This window comes from Candidatus Hydrogenedentota bacterium, from assembly GCA_013359265.1.
Taxonomy (GTDB): domain Bacteria; phylum Hydrogenedentota; class Hydrogenedentia; order Hydrogenedentales; family SLHB01; genus JABWCD01.
Window position 1 is genome coordinate 181,334 of the sequence record JABWCD010000005.1, and the last position, 20,076, is coordinate 201,409.

At 58.8% G+C, this 20,076-nt stretch carries 15 protein-coding genes; all 15 read right to left on the minus strand.

Going from position 1 to position 20,076, the window contains the following annotated elements:
- Positions 1-14 precede the first annotated feature (14 nt).
- The 15 genes from HUU46_06125 to HUU46_06195 all read right to left on the minus strand — a co-directional run bounded on the left by HUU46_06125 (position 15) and on the right by HUU46_06195 (position 20,032).
- A complete protein-coding gene (locus HUU46_06125) occupies positions 15-1,727 on the minus strand; it encodes a glycosyltransferase family 9 protein (protein NUM53200.1) in 1,713 nt (570 codons plus the stop codon).
- A complete protein-coding gene (locus HUU46_06130; protein ID NUM53201.1) occupies positions 1,717-3,498 on the minus strand; it encodes a glycosyltransferase in 1,782 nt (593 codons plus the stop codon). The genes HUU46_06125 and HUU46_06130 overlap by 11 nt, the downstream gene beginning before the upstream one ends.
- Positions 3,495-6,803 carry a glycosyltransferase gene (locus tag HUU46_06135; protein NUM53202.1) on the minus strand — a complete coding sequence of 1,103 codons (3,309 nt, stop codon included), beginning with the start codon at positions 6,801-6,803 and terminating at the stop codon, positions 3,495-3,497. Before HUU46_06135 ends, HUU46_06130 begins: the two co-directional genes overlap by 4 nt.
- A 3-nt stretch (positions 6,804-6,806) precedes the next feature.
- Positions 6,807-7,424: a hypothetical protein gene (locus HUU46_06140; GenBank protein ID NUM53203.1), complete on the minus strand. Its 618-nt coding sequence runs from the start codon at positions 7,422-7,424 to the stop codon at positions 6,807-6,809.
- A 14-nt stretch (positions 7,425-7,438) separates the two neighbouring features.
- Complete coding sequence (csrA, locus tag HUU46_06145; protein ID NUM53204.1) at positions 7,439-7,660, minus strand: carbon storage regulator CsrA; 222 nt, start codon at positions 7,658-7,660, stop codon at positions 7,439-7,441.
- Positions 7,641-8,108, minus strand: coding sequence for a flagellar assembly protein FliW (locus HUU46_06150; protein NUM53205.1), 468 nt, complete (start codon positions 8,106-8,108; stop codon positions 7,641-7,643). The genes csrA and HUU46_06150 overlap by 20 nt, the downstream gene beginning before the upstream one ends.
- A 96-nt stretch (positions 8,109-8,204) precedes the next feature.
- Positions 8,205-9,557, minus strand: a complete 1,353-nt coding sequence (locus HUU46_06155) for a mandelate racemase/muconate lactonizing enzyme family protein (GenBank protein NUM53206.1) — start codon at positions 9,555-9,557, stop codon at positions 8,205-8,207.
- 34 nt (positions 9,558-9,591) lie between these two features.
- On the minus strand, positions 9,592-11,130 hold the full coding sequence (locus HUU46_06160) for a GMC family oxidoreductase (protein ID NUM53207.1): 1,539 nt from the start codon (positions 11,128-11,130) through the stop codon (positions 9,592-9,594).
- Positions 11,127-11,681, minus strand: coding sequence for a hypothetical protein (locus HUU46_06165; protein NUM53208.1), 555 nt, complete (start codon positions 11,679-11,681; stop codon positions 11,127-11,129). Before HUU46_06165 ends, HUU46_06160 begins: the two co-directional genes overlap by 4 nt.
- Positions 11,682-12,285: 604 nt before the next feature.
- Complete coding sequence (locus HUU46_06170) at positions 12,286-12,717, minus strand: DUF4189 domain-containing protein (protein ID NUM53209.1); 432 nt, start codon at positions 12,715-12,717, stop codon at positions 12,286-12,288.
- 131 nt (positions 12,718-12,848) lie between these two features.
- Positions 12,849-13,355 carry a GNAT family N-acetyltransferase gene (locus tag HUU46_06175; GenBank protein ID NUM53210.1) on the minus strand — a complete coding sequence of 169 codons (507 nt, stop codon included), beginning with the start codon at positions 13,353-13,355 and terminating at the stop codon, positions 12,849-12,851.
- On the minus strand, positions 13,343-13,630 hold the full coding sequence (locus HUU46_06180; GenBank protein NUM53211.1) for a DUF1778 domain-containing protein: 288 nt from the start codon (positions 13,628-13,630) through the stop codon (positions 13,343-13,345). Before HUU46_06180 ends, HUU46_06175 begins: the two co-directional genes overlap by 13 nt.
- A 773-nt stretch (positions 13,631-14,403) precedes the next feature.
- A complete protein-coding gene (locus HUU46_06185) occupies positions 14,404-14,703 on the minus strand; it encodes an RNA-binding protein (protein NUM53212.1) in 300 nt (99 codons plus the stop codon).
- A 526-nt stretch (positions 14,704-15,229) separates the two neighbouring features.
- Complete coding sequence (locus tag HUU46_06190; protein NUM53213.1) at positions 15,230-18,580, minus strand: helicase; 3,351 nt, start codon at positions 18,578-18,580, stop codon at positions 15,230-15,232.
- Positions 18,581-18,628: 48 nt separating this feature from the next.
- Positions 18,629-20,032, minus strand: coding sequence for a sigma-70 family RNA polymerase sigma factor (locus HUU46_06195; GenBank protein ID NUM53214.1), 1,404 nt, complete (start codon positions 20,030-20,032; stop codon positions 18,629-18,631).
- Between the last annotated feature and the right edge of the window lie 44 nt (positions 20,033-20,076).

The window sequence follows — 20,076 nt, forward strand, 5'->3', positions numbered from 1 at the left end:
GGCAAGTCGCATAGTTAAGCGCCTTCCATCGCTTCGCGCACCATCTCCAGCGACGCCATCAATCCGCGCGCGCGCTCCGCAATATTCTGATAGATTCTTAGCGTCGTCTCCGCCAGTGCGAGCGGCTCCGCGCCTTCCAAGTTATCGCGCTCGAACCGGGCGATTGCGGCCAACGGTTTGCACGCGCGATTCAGTTCCGCATACACGCGAATATCTTCGTCGAGCGCCATCAGACCGCGCACCAGCCCTTGTGCTCGCCGCATTGCGCCGTGACTTCTCAGTATTGTCAGCAGCTCCCCTGTCGTCGCAGCTCCGCGATCGGCAAGGGACGCGAGGCCGGCCAACGACTCTCGCGCAGACTGCCAGAACGAGGAATCAGAGAGGGGCAAATAGTGTTGTGCAATGCGTTTTATGCTATCTGTTTCGCTGGCGGACGAATCGATCCTGTCCGATTGAACAGGAAAGGTCTGATTCGACCCTTGCGCGAAGTACTGAAGCCACATTGGACGGTACGCCATTCGTACAACGTCCAGCTCGGCCGCCTCCCGGCGAACGATCGGATACCACTGCAAGCAGCCATCCTGCGCAAAGTCAGACCAGTGCAAGTCGACGTTCGCGAGGTCTCCGTCGTCCTCCAGTGTGGGAATGGCCCCTGCCCCCGTAATCACGAGTTCGACGGCGCGCAGCGCGTGTTCGGGAAGAATGCCGCTCTCGCCTGCGGTGTCGCGGCCGCGCATGTCCGAGCGTCCGGCATCCGCGCGCCGCACTTCGATGGCGCAATGCCCTGCGCCGTAAGGTCCCGTCTCTCGAAAATGCACGTAGCCCACCGATAACAAGACTATCGGACAGCGCACGGCCGCTGCGATGTGCATGGTGCCCGTGTCGTTCGTCACGAGTACGCGCGCGCGTTCGAGAATCGCGGCCAACTGCGGGATATTCGTCTTCCCAAAAAGATGCGCCGCGACACCCGGCGCGTGCTGTTCAAAGGCTTTTCCCAATGGCGCTTCGGCGTCGACGCCGAGCAGTACGATGCGCGCCCCGTAGCGTTGCACCAGGAGCTTCGCCAGTCGCGCGAAACGTTCCTCGGGCCACCGCTTGTCGCGGTCACTAGCGCCCAACTGAAAGCAGACGAGGAAGTCGCGCTCGGAAATACCGTGTTGCGAAAGCAGAACACCGGCCTGTGCGCGTGGGTGGTCGTCGATCTCCATTACAAGACCGTGCGTCGCCGGTGGGTCATCCATGAAATGGCGAAACGCGTCGCATATATTGAGATCGTTGGCTTCGCGGTGCAGCACGCTGGTAATGAAATAATTGGGGCCGCGCCCGCGCCATACGTAGCGCCAATCGTCGCTAAGGTGTGCCCCAACCACCTCCGGGATTCCTGCAAGTTTGAACAACATCGCGGAACACAGGCTGTGCGTGCAGTTGTAGGCGACGTCGAATCGGCCCGCAACTAACCGCTGCACATAGGCGTCGGCATCGCTATACGCTTTGAACAGGCGGTCCGCGTCATCGCTGCGCAAGTCGAGATAGGTCTCATCCTCCTCGTAGACAATCACGTCGTCGATGTCCGGGTTGCATTCCGCGATGGCCTTGCCCATGCGGCGCACCATCGCGGTGATATGCGCGTCCGGATGCCGCTGCTTTAGCGCGCGGACGAGCGGCGACGTTTGCAGTACGTCTCCCATACGCGTCATCTGCGCGACGAGTATCCGCTCACGCGCCATCAAACATTTCCAGGAGCGTCTCCGCCGACGTGCGCAGTTCGCGCAGATACGCAAATACGCCTTCCGCATGTGAGAGTTTGGCGCCCATCAGGGGAATGCGTTCGTTCAATGCCGCCTGCGCGAATGGCGTGTCCGGAGGGAGTGTGGCAAGGTACGCGCCCAACGGCGAGGCTGCTCCGACACGTTCGATAATCTCGGATACAGTGCGCTGCGCGCGAACACCCTTGTCGGCAATGCGGTCCGCGAACCGTTCGACCACAAAGTCCAACATCTGTTGCGCGCGGTGCGCATAGGTGTGTTCGCGCAATGCGCGCTCTCGCGCCCGCGCGGCAATCGCCTTGCGTTCCGAATCGTCCGGCAAATAACGGTCGATAAGCCGTCGGCATTCCGGCAAATCGCGGTACGTCGGCAACTCCGACTGCGGATCGAAAAACCGATCAAGACCCTTGCAGGGATCGCATAGTTGAAAACCGCCGCATGCGGCAATTTCGAATACGCGCGGGTTGATTGCATCGCACCGGGGATCGACTCCCGAATGCGTTGCGCTCGAATGAAGGTTCAAGTTAACGGCCGCGCCCGCGACAATCTTCGCGAACTCATCCGCTGTGAACCGCTTCTCCGGCCGGCACAAGAACGGTTGCAGTTCGCGCGCGTGCCATTCCGTCCCCCAGATTTTCAGTTGGTAATCCGTCAAGCCCGCAAGGAACTGATTGCGGTTGTAGTATCCCGCGCCCGCGAACGAAATCTCGCACCCATATTCGGCCAACTCCTCCTTGGAGAGCTTTACGGGCTTATGCACTTCCGGGTCGCACGCCGACTGCACGAATGCATGATTGGTGCAACCTGCTTCTTCCAGCTTCTTTTCGAATTCCCCAGGCTGGATGTGAAAGAAACTGTCGTAGTGTGCGCAAATATGTCGCCAGTACGGCATGTGCCGCCAATTCTCGACAAACCAAAACGCGCTGACGATCTTCTCCTTCTTCAGTCGCAACGGAAACGCCGGACTGACTGGCGCTTGCGCCATGACGATGCACACGTTGGGCGCGAACTCGGCGACGCGCGCGTAGCTCCACTGCTCCAGCACGTTCGCCAGCAAACTTCCCAACTGTCCCGATGCGTTTTTCGATTCGACCGTGCCCGTTATGGACTGGTACAACGCCCACGCCTCGCTGTTGTCGACGAACAGTGTTCGGTGGCCCAGGCGCTTGAACGCATTCGCGAGATACGTACAGAGTGGGAGGGAGCCACCGTACATCGGTCCGACAATCGCCACACCAAGCCGTTTCCCGTGTAGCGATAGGCGGGCTACGATGCCGCGCACGGCGTTCGCGTACTGTGGATGCAGCCGCTCCGTGGGCGGATGAACAAACACCTGGGCCCCGCGTTCGACATACGCCCGGAAAGTTTCGTCACCCAACAGTACCTCGGGATTCCCGAGGTGTAACGGCGCATCGCAGCCTTCAAGAGCGCCTTCGACTGCGTTCTTCGCCACGCCCCGATCGGGTTCGACAACGACGACGGAGCGCCCCAGTTCGATCAATGCGCGCACGTGGTACCCGGACCCCGCACCCACGACGATGACCGGTTTGCCGGGTTCCAGTTCGGCGCTTTCGATCAGCCGGAAGGCTTCCTCGCGCGGCCGGTACTTGCTGTGCATGAGCACGCCGTCCACGCGCAGCGTCGTTTCGCCGGACTGACACGGGACGACTTCGATCCCGGGCCGCAGTGGTTCCTGCGCGAGTTCCGCCGCCCACTCGCGCGCGGTCTTCACGACGCGCTACCTCGAATGCGCGCGAGCAGGGCGCCCGCCGCGGAATGCCCCGGTTGCAGGAGCAGCAGCGTATCGAGCCGATGGACCGCTTCCTGGGTTTGGCCTGCCGTATAAAGCGCCTCGGCGAACCGCAACGCAATGTCGAGGTTGCCGGGAAAGAACTCCACGAACCGCCGCGCCACGGGAATCGCCGCGTCGAACCGTCCCGTGGCCGCCGCGCACTCCAACAAGCGCGCGACGATTGCGGCATTATCAATCTCGATATCCAGCGCGCGAACGAAGTGGTCGATTGCACCGGGCATGTCGCCGCGTGCCAGGGCAATTAGGCCAAGGGCGCTAATCGCGCGGTGATGCTCCGGGTCGCGTGCGAGCGCGGCTTGCAACAATTCTTCCGCGTCGTTCCCGCGTCCCGACGCAACAAGCAACAAGCCCAGTTCCGCCATCGTTTCGGGTTCGTCCGGATTCGCGGCGAGCGCGTCGCGGTACAGTGCCTCCGCCTCGTCCAACTGGCCGGTCCGCACCATCGCCTTCGCCATGATGCGTTTTCGCTCGTGGCCGTCCACGTTCGTGGCCGACTCCGCGAGTTCATATGCAGCTTGGTGGTCGTGGTTTTGCAGGGCAAACTTTGCGTCGGCCAGGCGATCCATTCCCGGTTTGGCCGCGACGACGAGGTATTGGTACACGAGCAGATCCTGATACTCCGTGTCGTCTAACGGCCCCAGCGTCACCTTGCCCAAACGCAGACAGCCGTTCTTGTCGCGCGGCAATTCTTTCGGCGGCCACATCGACAGCGGTTGGATTGTGAGCACGTCAAGGCCCGCGTCCACGACCATCTGGTGCATGTCGGGCGCGCAAAAGAAGCGCAGGTGGGTGCGGTCCATAATGCCGGCATCCTCGTACTGCCAGCGCCCGTTCGCATGCATCAACACTTGCTGCCAGAAGCGAATGTTGGGAATGCTCATCACTATGACGCCATCGCGCGACAATACCCGCGCAACTTTCTTCAGCGCGTTGACGGGTTCGATTAGATGTTCCAGCACATCGCCGAATACGACGCAATCGAAGTATTCATCGTCCCACGGCAATTCCAATTGTTCGATGCTCCCGAGTATCGCGTGGTCCAGGTTTTGCTTCGCGAAGGTATACGCGCGCTCAACGATCTCGATGCCGCACACCTCTTTCGCGCCGCGGTGCTTCAGCGCCAGGCCAAACTCGCCGCCACCGCAGCCGCAATCGAGGACCCGTTGCGCGCGCAGGGGCACGTGCGCCTGCAATTCGGGACGCGGCGATCGGTAGTAGCCTCCTTTGTTATACCGCGATTCGCCGCTGATGCCGCCCAGCGCGCCGAGCGACTCCAACACCATTAGCATCATCTGGCGCGTACGATGGCGATAGGTGTGTTCACTCAAGACCAAGGCACGCCCAGCCGACGCAATGCGCTCGCGTTCCGAATCGTGTTTTAGGAAATACGCTACTCGTTCGATCAAGTCCTCATCGCGGCGATAGACAACAAGGTGCTCGCCATCAGCGAATAACTCCTCAAGGCCGTCGGCGTCATCCGTAATCAGCAACGCGCCGGACGCAAGCGCCTCGAACACGCGCATGTTGACATCGCGCCCCGCGGACACGTTCACCACGATCTTTGACTGCGCGTAAATGCGCGCCATGTCCTCCGGCCACGCCTTTCCGATCCAACAGTTCGGAAACCGCTCCTTGACTGCCGCAAGCAATCGGCTTCGCCGATCGCTCGGGTCGTCCGGGACAGCTCCGACAAAGGCAACGTCGTACTTGCGCTGCATCGGCCCGATAGCGTGCAATTCCGGCGAACACGCCAGCGGCATCCACGCGACATTTGGGATACCCGCCTGAACAAAATCGCTGAGCCTGGTCCGCTGAGCAAGAAACGTGAAATTGAACCGCCGTGCGATAGTCAACCGTGTGTCTAAAGCGCAATGCGTGTCAATCATGTAGCACATGCGCGGCACGTTCAGCGTTTCCAGATCGTCCGCCAGGTCCGCCACGCCCGAATCGATCCACACGTACACCGATGGCTTCCACTCTGCCGGCAACCGCGCGACCGCGCTCGCGAAGGAATCCTTCAGCGCGCGAGGTATGCTATGCGGCTTGCGCTCCGGCGGTGTGCCTTCAAATCCCCAATCGCGCAGCATGTCGTCGGGAATCCGAATCCCCGTGGTGATTACGTCGTTGTCGTTGCGCAGCGCGTCTTCGAAATACCGGCCCGTGCTAAATGGCGACTGGCAATACTCCAATAGAATCTTCGTGATCGGGAATCCCGATTCGAATTCCGCTCGTTGCGACGAAGTGCGGCCCACGCGCCGTTCGGCAGCCCTTTCAATCGTGTCCCGCCACCGTTCCACAAATTTCGTGATGGGAAACTTCTCCGCGACGGTCTCCCTTCCTTTCGCGCCGATCGTCCGCGCCAGTTCGTGATCGTCCAGCAATTCTCGAATGCGTCCGCGCAGCACGCCGGCATCGTATGATGCAAACCCATCCACGCCGTCGGTGATCGGGGACGTCGCGTTTGCAAGGCTCACCACCGGCATGCCGCTTGCCATGGCCTCCAGCGTGGACAAGTTGTACCCGTCCTCGTACGCTTCCCGTGTCACGTGAAGGAGGCAGCGCATTCCTCGGTACGCGTTTAGCAATTCGTCGAACGAACGCGAAGGGCGCGCCTGAGGCATCGCCGCGTCCTCGCCCATGACGCGGTTCTGGAACCCGTCGCACACGCGTTCCTGAAAGTCCACGTCAAACATCAGATTGCGCGCCCGCATGGCATTGCCGACGCGCAACACCTCGCGCTTATCACCGCGGTATCCGCCGTATTCGTCCACGTCGATTCCCGGAGGAATCACATCGCCGTCCATCCGGTAGTCGGCCCGTTTTGATTCCGAGATGAAGACGAACGTGAACTTTTCGCGCAACCGTGCGAGCAGCTTCTCGTAGGTTTGCCTGCCCTGTTCCTTGTCGCCGGAGACGGTCGTCTCCAAGAACGTGCGGCGGTTGTGGCACACGAGAATGCACGGCACGGGCGCGCCAAAGATGTTCGCCGCATTCATTTCGTTGTGCGCGATTGCGACGTCGAACACGCCCGCATCCAAATCGCGGCGCCATTGCGCTTCCTCGACCAGGGTGATGTTTTTCGGTATTGCGCGAAACTTCGTCTGCCACGGCCGCGCATACGGCGGTTTCTCGTACATGCCCACGGAGATGCGAAGGCCGGTCTTTGCCAACAGGCACAGGTAGGGTTCGTGAAAGTTAAATGTCAGAACGTGCGGGCTGGCCATGACTCAGCCGCCGGTCCGCTCCCGCAACAATGCCGTGATGCGGACCTCCGCTTCCGCGCGCGGCGCCAGTTCGTACTCGAGCAGATCGCCCAACAACACGAGATCGCCCGATTCAAGCGCGCCCACGGCCTCCGCGAGGAACTTGTTCAACTCGGAGTGCAGCGCGCCGACGCTCTTGCCGTCGAGGCTAAGGGCATCGAGCGCGAAGCCGAGGGTATGCGCGATCATATCCTGCCGCGACTTCACGTGCGACCAGATGTTCGCCAATTGTTGGAACGGCTCGAACCCCGACTGCGGCTCCGCTCCCTGAAACACCGCGGCGAGTTCGTGGCACACTTTCGCGAGGTCGGGAATCACCGCCTCCAATTCGGCCAGGCTGTCCGCGACCAGCTTCGAGGTGAGTTCGGACGTGACTTCGAGTTTCTCCACCGCGTCCAGCGGTTTCCCGCTCAACACCTCGACCATGCGCGCCGGCTGCAGTTCTTCGCCGTCGGCCTTTACGGCGAGAATCGCCCGCCCGTTGTTCTGAAGCGACACGCTGATCGCGGCGATCAGCCCCATCACGTCTGTTGGCGCCGCGTCCGTCGTGAACCCCGGTGTACCGTCTACAATGACCTCCATGTCATCGCCCCTCGCTAGGCCTTCAGTAGGCCCGTGATATTCTCGACCTGTCCCGGCGCCGCGGCCTGGGCGTTCTCCGCCTGGATCGCCTCGTAGATTTCCTGCCGATGCACCGCAATATTCTTCGGCGCGACAATCCCGATCTTAACTTGGTTCTCCTTCAGATCGAGCACCTTAACGACAATGTCGTCGCCAATCATAATGCTTTCGTCTTCCCTACGCGTGAGAACGAGCATGGGAAACCTCCGCCGGGGAATTGGCGCGCGCCTGCGCCAGATAGAACTGAATTGGGTAGTTGCTGCGTTCGAGGATGGTCTGTTTGCCCAGCCGGTGTTTCTGGCTAATCAGGACCGGCGCGCGCAGGTTCGTGCGAATCTGCGCCGGATCGTGCGGCACCACCACCAGCGTATAGACCGACAGCTCTGCCGGGCTCGTCACCGCAAGTTCCGCCAATTCGGGCGCCTTCAACTCCAACTGGTAGTCCGGCATCACCGACCGGGGATCGATCAGTATGAAGGCAAGCTCGCCCGAGTCCGTGGACTGCAGCCACGTCAAGTGGTCGCCCGGCCCGGGCAGCAGAATGTAGCGCCGAAACTCCTGAAACCCGAGGATTGGCTGCGTAAACGTAATGATCTGGTTTGGGTCAACTTCGAGCTTCCCAAATCGCGTTGTTTCGAGCAGCATTCCAGACCTCTCCACCCCAGACTGTGGTGACTTTGAGTATGCACGAACCGGGGCTGAAAGCGCAAGATATTGTGGCATACCTCCTAGATTTTGTGGCTAGAACGGAGGATCGGGCGGCGCAAACCGGACAGTTTCCTGGCGTGAGAGCGTTTCGTTGCGTTTCTTCTTGAGGTAGAGCGCGTTCTTCAGGCCGCGGTCGAACAGCACGTAGCGCGACACGCGGCCCTGCGTGCCGTGGTAGATGCGCTTGCCGAAGCGCGCGACGACGTCCCAATCAATTTGAACGCCCAAACCCGGTGCGTTGGGAATCGCGATGCGTCCGTCCGGCCCGGGACCTGGGAGGTCGCGGACATATCGACCCCAGTATTCGGGTTTCCAGTTGCCTTCCAGCGGATATTCGAGCAGGCTTCGTTCGGCTTCCGGCAAAACGCCGACGAGATGGAGGCCAATGACGAATCCAAGCCCCGTGGTCCAAGTGTGGGGAGAAAAGCGCGGACGGTAGCTGTCCTCGGGCGCCGCGCGCCTCTTGAGCACTTCGCGAACGATCCACGAGACGACAGAAATACCTCCGGCGTAGGTGCCGCCGGCGAGAACGGCATCGGGCTGAAACACGTCGAGACTTTCCAGTTCGAACATGCGTTGGAAGTCGCTCCACGAGGCATTCAATTCACCGCCCGCGATTGGGGTCTTCGTCTGTCTGCGCAATTGCGCCAGACCCACGAAATCGCCGCGGTTCAGCGGTTCTTCGAGCCAGTACACGTTGCAGGGTTCGATGGCTTGCGCGAATTGTGCGGCAAACTCGCGCGACCACCTCGGCGTTTCGTCGACGACATCGACCGGCCAACCCTGGTTCGCATCGACCATGATGCGCATATCGGGGCCGGCTTCCTCGCGCGCGGCGGCAACATAGTCGACCATTGGCGCGAGTTCATGGTGTTTCACGCGCAGCTTGATTCCGCGAAATCCCTCGTCTTTGCGCATGCGGACAATGTCGCGGATCACGTTGGGGTCGTGATCGTGCGTCTCGCCGGTCGAAGCGTAGGGGTACACATGACCGCCGGTTCCGCCCAGCAATTTCCAGAGCGGCTCGCCCCTGATCTTGCCGATAAGGTCCCAGCACGCGGCGTCGATCCAGCCATTTCGCATGCCGATGTATGACAACTCTTGGATGCGTTGATTGACGGTGTTGATGTCTTCCGGGTTCATTCCCATAAGGTAGGGGCCAATGAGATTGCCGAGACCGTATCGCTCCGTTCCCATGGCGGGCATCGCGGCGCAGCCTTCGAGTCCCGTGTCGGTCACAAGACGAAGCAAGTAGAAGCGGACCTCGGATTGCCGGAATCCCGGTATCCAACTTGGCAGGAAGTGTGGGTGCGCCGCGAAGAACCCGGGGCGGTTTTCCGCCAATGGAATCCGGACGTAAAAGAAATCGACCTGAGTGATTCGCATATCTATTCCTTCAGATGACCATTGGACGCCGGGGTCACGAGAGTTTCGCCAATAACGCGTCGGACAAGTGGTGCGCGATGGCGATGATCGGCGTCATCGTATGGCTCGACGAACTGGACGGGTACCCCGCGGAATCGAAGACGTACACGCCGCGGGCGCCGTAGACGAGTCCTTCCGGGTCCGCGCCGCCTTGGTTGGGCGAATGCGCGAACCGCACGCCGCCTTGCTGGTGCGCGGAGATGAGCGAAGCCGTGGCCGGCGCAAAGTCGATGCGGTCGATCTGATCGAAGTCCTTCTCCGATTCGATGCGCAACGACGGCACGACGGGCACGTGTACCTCACGCGCGCCGGCCGCAAGGTAGACGCGCGCCGCCTCTTTGATGGCCTTGCGCAGGCGGCCCTTGTGGTCCTCCGCTTGTCGATACTGCACGACAGGCCGGGCCGATGCGCCCGCCTTCACCTCGCCGGACGGGTCGTCCGGCACGAGCAAGAGCGACGACGCGATGTGCGCGTAGCGGCTCATCAACTCTTTTCCATCGAGGCCGGATTGCGGCAGCAGCGAGGCGGAGATGCCGGGCGTGCCCATGATGCCTTCGATGCGGAACCCCCACAGGCCGTGCTCCGGGTTGTCGGTCTCCTCGAATTCAGTGATGGCGTAGGATTGCGGAATGCCGTAGAACGCCTCGATGCGCTGATCGAACTGCGCGGTTACCGGGAGTTGCGGTTGCAGGCTCAGGTAACGCCCGACGAATTCGTTGCCAATACCGGATCGGAGCAGGAGATGCGTTGTGCCAATTGTGTTGGCCGCGAGTATGACGGTCTTCGCCGTGATCGTGAACTGGTCGCGTTCGTGATAGCCCTTGGTATCGAGCGTGCGCACGTCGATGCGTTTCAGGTCCTGCGTTGCGCCCGTGACCTTCACGGCCCGGGCGCGCGTGTAGAACGTCGCGCCCGCGTTCACGGCTGCGGGAATCGCCACAAAGCGCGGGTTCCTTTTGGCGTCGGCGGGGCAACCGATGAGGCACGCGCCCAGCCCGACGCAACCGTTCCGATTGTCCATCATGGCTTCGCCACGGTAGCCAAGGGCCTGTGCCCCGCGTTCGAGCAGCTTGTTTGCCTCGTTCAACTCCGAACGTCTGTCCGGACTTGCGCCGAGATCGGCCATCGCCCGCTGCACGCTCGAGCGCAGTTCTTCGGGCGCAAACGACGTCAAGCCGAACTTGTTCTTCCAGAATTCGAGAACGCCATCCGGCGGCGGAACCACGTCGCACGCGTTGATGACGCCACCGCCGCCGAGCACGCGGCCCTGCAACACGGAGACGGACGCATCTTCGGTGACGCGGCCGCCGCGGTCCATGTAGAGCTGGTCGTACATTTCGCTGCCGCGTTGGGAAAGCTTCGGCCCGGTGAAGTCGCCGCCTTCTTCCAGCACGATGACCTCGTGACCGGCCTCGGCGATGCGGCGCGCGGCGGTGGCACCCGCGCAACCGGACCCGATGACGCAGACTTCCGCTGTCAGGTTCGCGGGCGGCCGCTCGCGCGACAGGTCAACTATGCCGCCCGGCGATGTCATGTGATTGTCAGGGCCGGGCCCGGATAGCCGATGTGGGGCCACACGTCCGGTTGGTCGTAGAACATCATGAAGAAGTATTTCCGAAACGCCAGCGCAACTTGGCGGCGCACGAGTTGATCGCTGGTTTCCCAGGTGCGCCAGTGCGCTGCGCGCTCTTCCGCGGTGAGGTTCGAGAACGTGACGAAACGCCGGTCGAAAACCACGGGCCCATACTCGACGAGATGCAGCGCGCGCTGAATCGCGCGGACCGTTTCCGCCGGTTCGTCGGCGAGGTAACCGTCGAAGGCGCGGGCGAGATCGAAATCGGACGCGCCTTGCGGAATTGCGCCGCCGCGGGGAATCAGCGTGTCGCCGATCGCGGCGAGCGTCCGGTAGTGATACCGGCTGAGAATTCGCAGTCCGGTGACCGGCGGAGCGCAGCCGCGTATCCCCAGCGCGCCGCCGACGCCGGCAACCGCGAGCGCGCCCACGCCCGCGGCACCCAACTTCAAAACGGTGCGCCGCGTCAAAAACGCGAAGCCGCCCAATCTCGTTTGCGGAACGTCCCCCATCGCCCAAGCCCCCTCGACTCAGGGTGTCGCACGTCACCGCAGCGGTGTTCGCTGCGTGTTGCGTGTATTTCAGTCTACGCCCGGATAGTTGGCTTATCAATACCCTCGAAGGTTGAGACGTTCGCTGCTGTGCTTCTATTACTTAGCCCACGGTGTTGCACTCAGCGAGAGGCGTCCAGGATAGACGGGTTCACGGTTCATAATCGAAAACCCGGATTCTACCCCCCCTCTACTCCCTTTTTTTGACGAAACGAGGGGGGCAGGGAGCTATTTTGACGAAACATGAGGGGGGCATGGATCGTTTTTTGACGGTTCAAGGGGGGTGTACGAGAACCAACGTATACCCTGCGCCAATTTCCGCCGCCCGAACTGCGAGAATGGACGCCGCCGATCCTCCTTCGCGTGGAACTGCCGAGGAGAAGGTCGACGCGGATACGCACCGATTCCCCTATCCATTAGCCCACGGCGTTGCACTCAGGCAGTAATCCGTCAACCGCGGAGAGACGGAGAACACGGAGTTACGAACGCGCGGTTTCCTTGGGCGTGGGTGAGAGTGTTGGCCACTCCCGGCGGGATGCGGAGGTCTGGGTGAACGAGGGGAGTATCATTTGTCCGTGGTGTCGTGGAACACGAACAGCAATCTGCAATTCTCGCCGCCGGCGTCGCGGCAGAATCTCTTGGCTTTCTTCTTCGCCTTCTTTTTTGTGCTCATTGCGAGAACCCAGCCGCCTGCGCCCGTGTCTTCGTCGTAGTGTACGGCGCCCCACCCGGTCTCGGAGGTGGAACCCGCGATCTGCGGAAACGACGCGCCATTGTCCATGCAGTCCGCCAGCGCGGCGGTCTTTGCGTCATCGACATTGTCGGCAATCCCGTAGCCGAAGATACGGACGATTTGACCGCTGGCAGAAGTAGTCTCGAAGGCGATTGCCGACGCGGCGCCGACTTGCGCGCTCGCCAGGCTCGCGGAAGCGACTATGGCGATCAACTTTGCGCGGACCGAATGGCGGTTCGCGTTCGTCTCGATAGGATGATTCATGGCAGGAAGCCTTTGCCCCAAAGCCCCGGAAATCATCGGTTGAAATGATTGCACAATACGGCGGATTTGTCGAGACGGGCGTCTTACGCGGCCCCCAATCGGCGTTGGTTGCTCGAGGGGATTGAAGTGCGTCAGGAAAGGGCCGCGCGAATGTCGGACAGCGTGACCATCAGCGTCATGGGGTCTTGCGGGCTCGGGGTGAAGCCGAGGGCGAGATAGAAGCTTTTGGCCCGTTCCGATATGGCGTGGACGACGATGCCGCGGATTCCGATTGCGTCGGCGGCCTGCGCCACGCGCTGCGCTGCGTCACGGAACAAGGCGCGGCCGATGCCGCGGCCCTTCCAGGTCTCATCCACCGCCAAGCGCGCGAGTACGGCGACGGGAATTGGATTTGGCATGTTGCGCCGGAACCGGCCGGGTGCGGCTTCGACGGCGATCACGCCTGATGCGAGTGCGTAGTAGCCGATCACGCGTTTGTCGTGGCACACGACGTAGGTGCGTGAAGCGCCGCTTATTTGGTTGGGCCGCGCGCGGCGACCGAGCCAATCGTCGAGGGAGGCCTCCCCGGAACGGAACCCCGCAATGTCGTGGTGATCCGCAAGTAGATCGGGGGGTAGTATCCCCTTTATTTTTCCCATGGGGCGGCGGTCTGCAAGGAGCGGCGCAGACGCTTGTTCGGGCGCGGCGGCGCGTCAAGGCGCGCGAGGAACTCGGCGTAGGCTTTGGAGTTCACCATGAATACGGTGCAATTCAAAAGCGTATCTTCGGCCGCCTGGCGAGCGGCCTCGAGCACGAAGTCTGTACGGTTTTTGCCCGCCAACTCGGCAGCCTGATCTATGAGTCCACGGAGTTCCGCGGAAATGCGAAGGTTCAGCGTGTTGCGCTTGGCCTTTTCTTGTTGAGAAGCAGGCATGACAGGGTCTCCCGTTCGAACAATGAAGACAGGATACCGTAATGACAATGTCAGTGCAACATACATCGATGGTCCATCACCCGCTCGTACACCACGGAGATGCGAGCATGGCGTAGTGGCAATCAAAGGGCCAGGAGGGTTAGGGGTCAGGGTTCAAGGGTCAGCGGAAATGGGATTCGGGTCTGTCGGGTCTGCCGGGGAAAGGCAAGCGGGTATCGGGTTTCGGGTATCGGGTTTCGGGAATGCAGGAGAAGAGGCCGGGTCAGGACATGGGTAACAGTTTGGGTCAAGACATAGGTAACACTTGACCAGAGTTTACGTGTGTTTTCAGTGTATCTGCGAGGGGCGTTGGGGTGTTGGCGGAGGGCACACGGGTATGGGGTATGGGGTATGGAAGAGGGCTGTCGGGTGTGCGGGGTCTATCGGGCATGTCGGGGAAAGGTAAGCGGGTATCGGGTTTCGGGGGGCCCGGTGCGCAGAGCGTGCAGCGGAAAGGGCGAATATATCGCCCGCGCCGCGATAAGTTGCGAACAGAATACGTCGGCGTGACCTTTGGCGCGGCGCGAACTGGAGTGAAATTGTTGACTAAGTTGGGCGGGGTGGGACGATCCGCATGAAACGGCTTCGTCGTAGCAGTTGAGGCAGGGCGATGCAAGACATCGCTTTCCAGCGGAGCGCTGTAGCGAGTGGTTCACTGAGCGCGACAGAAAAAAAGCGGGGCCGCGCAGTTTCCTGCGCGGCCCGGGGATGGGTTCTAATCTGGCAGGATTGGATTAGTAGCGGCTGCCGCCACGTCCGCCGCCGTAACCGCCGCGGCCACCGCCGCCTTCGGTCTTCGGGCGCGCTTCGTTCACGTTGAGCGTGCGGCCACCGAGGTCCTTGCCGTTGAGGCCGGAGATTGCGGCCTGCGCTTCCGCGCCGTTCGCCATTTCGACGAACCCGAAACCCTTGGAGCGACTGGTCAATTTGTCTATCACGACGCGCGCGGTGTCCACGCGGCCGTAGGTTTCAAATTGAGTGCGCAGGTCTTCGTCGGTCGTGGTGTACGCGAGGTTGCCTACATAGATGTTCATTGTCTTCTTTTCCTTCACTTGGTACTTCGACTCTTCGGTGCGATGGTCCAGGATTCTCGGGTGGGAAGTTACCAAGGAGGAGCAAGCGCCGGGATGCGCGGCATGCAGAACGTTGGCAGGGTAGCCATCAAAGAGTCTCGAACGAAGGCGTCAACATGACGCCTCATCCGAAATGACCCTAACACGGATGGGGGAGGATTGCAAGCAAGCAATCGGAGGCTGCGGTTGCAGGATATATTGACGTTTTAATATCCGTTCATGAACCACGGAGTCCGCCAGGGCAAGACGGAGAACACGCAGTATCGAGGGCGCGCGTTGCTTTGGAGCGAGGAGGGTACGAAGCCTGACTAACCGAAAGCGTCGGGCGAGGCGCAGGGCGCTTGTGCGGATTGAAGTGCATAGTCCAAGTCATGAGACGGGGCGCAGTAAGGGACGAGAGACGGTATCGGTCTGTGTGCAGGTGTACGAGTGGTGTAATTCGTGGCCTGTCCCTGAATTGTCATGTTCCTGAGTCTTCATTTCGATTTTACTCGTGCCATATGAGTGCTTCGCTACATACGATGCGCGGAAACTCGGCGAGGCGCCTCGCCGAGTTTTCGTCCTGTTCGATGCGATCACGCAAACGGTGCTGATGATAGATGGTGGTTAACGATTTAATTAGTGCCTCAGCCGTCACCCCATTGCGTCGCAACGAATTCAGTTCCTTCGTAAGCGCGGCAGTTGGCGTCAATCGGAAAGCTCGCTCCAGTTCGGAAATCTGCGCCTTACGGTCTTCGTCATCAGTCCCAGCAAAGAGTGTACGAAGTTCGCGTAACACGTAACGCTGGCAAAGACGGAGAGACATTGTGTGATCACGCTCGGACTGACGATGTTTCACTTCGTGCGCGAACAAATCGCGAACACTCATGACCCGTTTGTTGTAGCCTTGCGGCAGCGGCGACATTGTCGGCGTCTCCTGAGTCGCCTTAATTGCAGAAAGTACACGCGGAAGATCGCGTGAAATAATCTGCCCATCGGTGCCAATAAGAAAAAGTTGATTGTATCTTCCAGCTTTACAGAAGACATAGCTGCCGTCTTCAGAGGCACTTTTTCCAGAGCGAATTCCATCTCGTAGATTTTGAATGCGCTCGAACTCACCTGGAGTGTCGCGAGCTAAATTACGGAAAAACTCCTCAGCCTCATTAAGATCGAGCAAGTCTTCCTCGCCTTCGTGCTCTACTCCCAACTTCCCATCCTGATATATAGCGTACATTGCCTTTTCATTGATCATTTCATTCTTGTCAAGTATGGCTGCGTCTTCGCCTATGGTTTCGTGGATTTCCGCTATGCGGCGCGAAAGAATTGTCGTCAGACCCAAATTTCTGTCGATACCTGTTTCAGGTAGAAAATTGAGACCGTGTATGGTGCCAAATTCGGACCCTATCCGGTCGATTCGCCCGAATCGTTGAATCAGGCGAACAGGATTCCAGTGTAAGTCATAATTAACAACCACACTGCAATCCTGGAGGTTTAGCCCTTCCGCGAGTACGTCCGTGGCAATTAGTAGACGTATTTCTTGCTCAGGATGGTGCGGTGCCAGTTCGGGATTTGATTGCGGAGAAAACCTCCCGACGATTCGCTGCTTGCTCTTGTCGGTACCAAAGATGATGTCGACGTCCTTGATTAATGCGTGCGGATTTACGTTATCGAATATGTATTTCGCCGTGTCAGCGAATTGCGTGAAGATCAGACACTTATTTTTCCCTATCGGAGGTTTTTTCAGACGGTGCAAGAGAGTCTGTAGTTTTGCGTCGTGCTCGGGCGTGATTGGCATAACGGCCGAGACCATACTTTTAAGAAGCTCAATATCCGCTTGAATATGGGACCGAAGGATTTCTGAATTGAAATCCCGCAAATCATATTGGCCCGCTACTTCTTCGAGCGCACAAAGCAAATCGTCATCGTCTATTTGACCCGAGCGTCCGAGTAGCGCCTCGGCATCTTCGCCTGCTGGAAGAAACCCCTGATCAATCGCCTTTACGAACATCTCGTGCGTACGCACCATGCGCTTGAGCGACAGCCGAAATGCTTCAACACTCGACTCAAAACGCTTGAATAGACTTGTGCGTATGAGGCCACGTAAGTTGAACCCTGCCCGCTGCAAATCCGTGTATGGTTTTTGCTTCTGTTTCTCGATGTGTACATACCGCCACAGCCCGTATCGCGCATAGGTGAGTTCCTGACCCGGCCTAACGTCTCGTCCTTCGCCCCGAGGCCGCCCCAAATTAGCACGAAGGGTTTGATACAAACCTTGATAAGTCTCCTCAATGCTGTAGCGGAGTGTGTCAAGCTCCCGTTTTGGAAAGTATTGGTGTCGACCTGCCACGAGGACGTAGGCGCGTTTGCCGCCATTAAGGTATACTCCACAGTGATCGTCGTCCAGCTCGCGTAGGGGTTGCTGAGTATCGTCCGCGTACCCGTACCAACGCAAAATGTGTCGGCGCTGCCTTCGAATCAATACATGCCGAAGCAAGTCTTCAAGGCGCCTTCCTCCGTTATCTATTAAGCGGAAGTATTCCCGCAAATCTGGCGGGTCGATGGGAAAATAGGTTTTTTCTTCCGGATGGAAGAGCTTAATTTGGTGGTACAAATCTAGCGCTCGACTATTTCTAGGCGTCGCTGTCAGAAGGCATACTTTTCGGCCTGTGGATATGAAGCGTTGAAGCTCCTCGTAGCGCTGAGAGGAATGGTGACGGAAGTTGTGCGACTCGTCTACTAGAACAAAGTCGCGATCGCGATATCGAACGTCCTCAAGCATGTTGACGCCGCGTCCGGGATCTGTTTGGAGCATGCTCATCGGAAGGACGTGTGCGTTGAGATGGTAGGTTTCGTTGTATCGAATCCACATCCCTTCCAACGGCTTCGGACAAATCACGAGTGGCCGCGCATGCTCGGTACGCTCAAAGTGTTTTATAATGGCAGCCCCGATGTAACTCTTGCCCAATCCGACAACATCTGCGACAAAACATCCGCCATTATCGCGAATCATTTGAATGGCTTGTCGTACGGCGACTCTTTGAAAATCAGCTAACCTACGCGTAATTTCGTCATCCCATAGGATCTCGGTCGTCTCTGTTCCGTCGAGACGATCCTCCACCAACGTGTAAAGCGTTTTAAGATAGATATCGTACGGCGTGGCAAGTTGGACCGCCCATGACTGTTCTATTTCCTTCATCAAATAGGAATCGAAGTCTTGAGCCTCGCTCCATAGTTCGTCAAACCAAGCAACAAGCGCGGCGTGGTTGCCATCTCCTGGCCGGAGGGGACTGGCGTTGTCGTGCACAAGTACGTTGAGTTCCGTATTGTCACGCACACCTGCGAGAGTTAGGTTTGACGATCCAACGATAGCCATACCGGAATTGCCCGGGTTTGGCCGAGCAAAGTCAAATATGTATGCTTTTGCATGTAGTCTGCCTTTCGTGTAGACCCGGACCTGCAACCGGCCATGCTCAATCATGTCGAGCAAAGATCGCGCTAGATCTTGTCCTGCATCAGTTTGATCCATCATCTCCATGGATTCGCGGATGTTCAACGCTGTTGTGTCTACTCTGCGGCGTTGTTCGCTGCGTTTGGGGTAGCGCTGCGCTTCGAGACAATCCTCGACCATATCAAGCCGTCTGTAACCTTCCGCCAGCAATTCGATGGTTTCTCGACTGGATGTATTGCCCACGAGTAATTTCAGTTCAGTTAGCGACCCTAGGCTGTGGCCGATTGCCTCCAACCCAGAGAGAAAAAGGTAGCCAACAGCGAACCGTGCCTTTTCAGACTGCGGCAATATAGCGAGAATATTTTCTACCAACTTTTCTTTGCGGTTGTCGATAATGTCGTGGGATGGCACCGAATTTGGAATCCTTTTCTAATTGCGCAGCCAACTTCGGCCAAGCATCTAGAGTAACATTCTCAAGTATCTCTTTCTTGTTGGATGGCGTAACTTGCGGAGACCTTCAGCTTCAATTTGCCGAATGCGTTCGCGTGTCACATCAAAAATGGAGCCGACCTCTTGAAGCGTTCGCGGGTATCCGTCGCCAAGTCCAAATCGTAGACGGATTACTTTTTCTTCACGTTCCGACAGGCTAGCAAGTGTTTCATCTATAACGTCGCGAGCGATACTTTCCTCTGCCACGTGCTCGGCAGCAGCTACGGGGTTCGCTTCTGCCAATGCGCACTTTAGGTTCTCGTCTTGAGTTTCATCGTTATGGGTCGCTAAGGGCAAACGACGAAGCGGTAGCAAACGGAGTGCGGTGATCCGGCGCGGACTGATCATCAATTCACTTGCAAGGTCGTTCGATGATGGCAATTTCCCTAAATGTTGGGTTAAGCGGCGTTCGACGGATGCGAGTTTTCTGCGCTCATCAAGCGCGTGCACAGGTATGCGAATCGTGTTCCCCTGCAAATCAATGTGACGACGAACCGTTTGTCTAACCCAATAATAGGCGTAGGTTGAAAAGCGGTGGCCGCGGCCGGGATCATATTCTTGGACCGCCCGCATCAAACCTATGGTGCCTTCTTGGAAAAGATCCAACAGTTCAAGAGCAGTCGAGCACTGGTCGCGGAATTTGAATCCGATCCACGCGGCCAAACGCAAGTTTCGATAGACGCACTCTTGAAAGTATTGCGCAGCCGGGCCTCCAGGACAGGAGTGTGTGCCGCGCTCTGTCATTGGCCAAAGGTCTGCCAAACGCAAGAACGTCTGCCTTTCCTCCGCGGGCGAGAAAAGTCTGTAACTGAGCATTGTCTTTATCCATAGCGTAAAGGCGGAGTGCGTGGGTGCTTCGAGGTTTGCGAACCAATGGCGTATGATTACTTCGCATCGGGCCCAATCCAGTCCCGACGCAATTTGGGTATCGGCTTCTAGTGTGGAAAGATCGTCCCCTGCGAGGGAGCGGCCAATTTGGGCAAGGACAGGTACTGCCTGCATACTAGGATCAAATAGGCGGAGCGCTGCGGCACGCGCTGCGCCGTTCTGCTGCAATAGAATCCACTCGCGTTCCAGGTTATCCGTGAGTAGCAGCGCTGAAGTGGGCCACTGCCGGGCGACGGCCTGTGCGATCTCATCAAGCAGACGAGGATTCCAGCTTGTGCGGCCGTCTAGGTGTGCAAGAATCAGTTTGAAATCGTCTATTTCGCCAAATACCTCGACCGCCGAGACGACACTTTCTTTCGAGAGGCCGAGCACGTTGATGTTTAGTTCGTCACGTACGCGGTCGAACCCTAGAATCTCCCAAAAAATCTGCTTCACGGCTTCAATTCGTGGTCGCACCACTAGCGCGTTTCGAATTGTGTCAATCATGATTCTCTACCTATGCGTAGAGGGCGCCTTTCCCCATCGTCGAA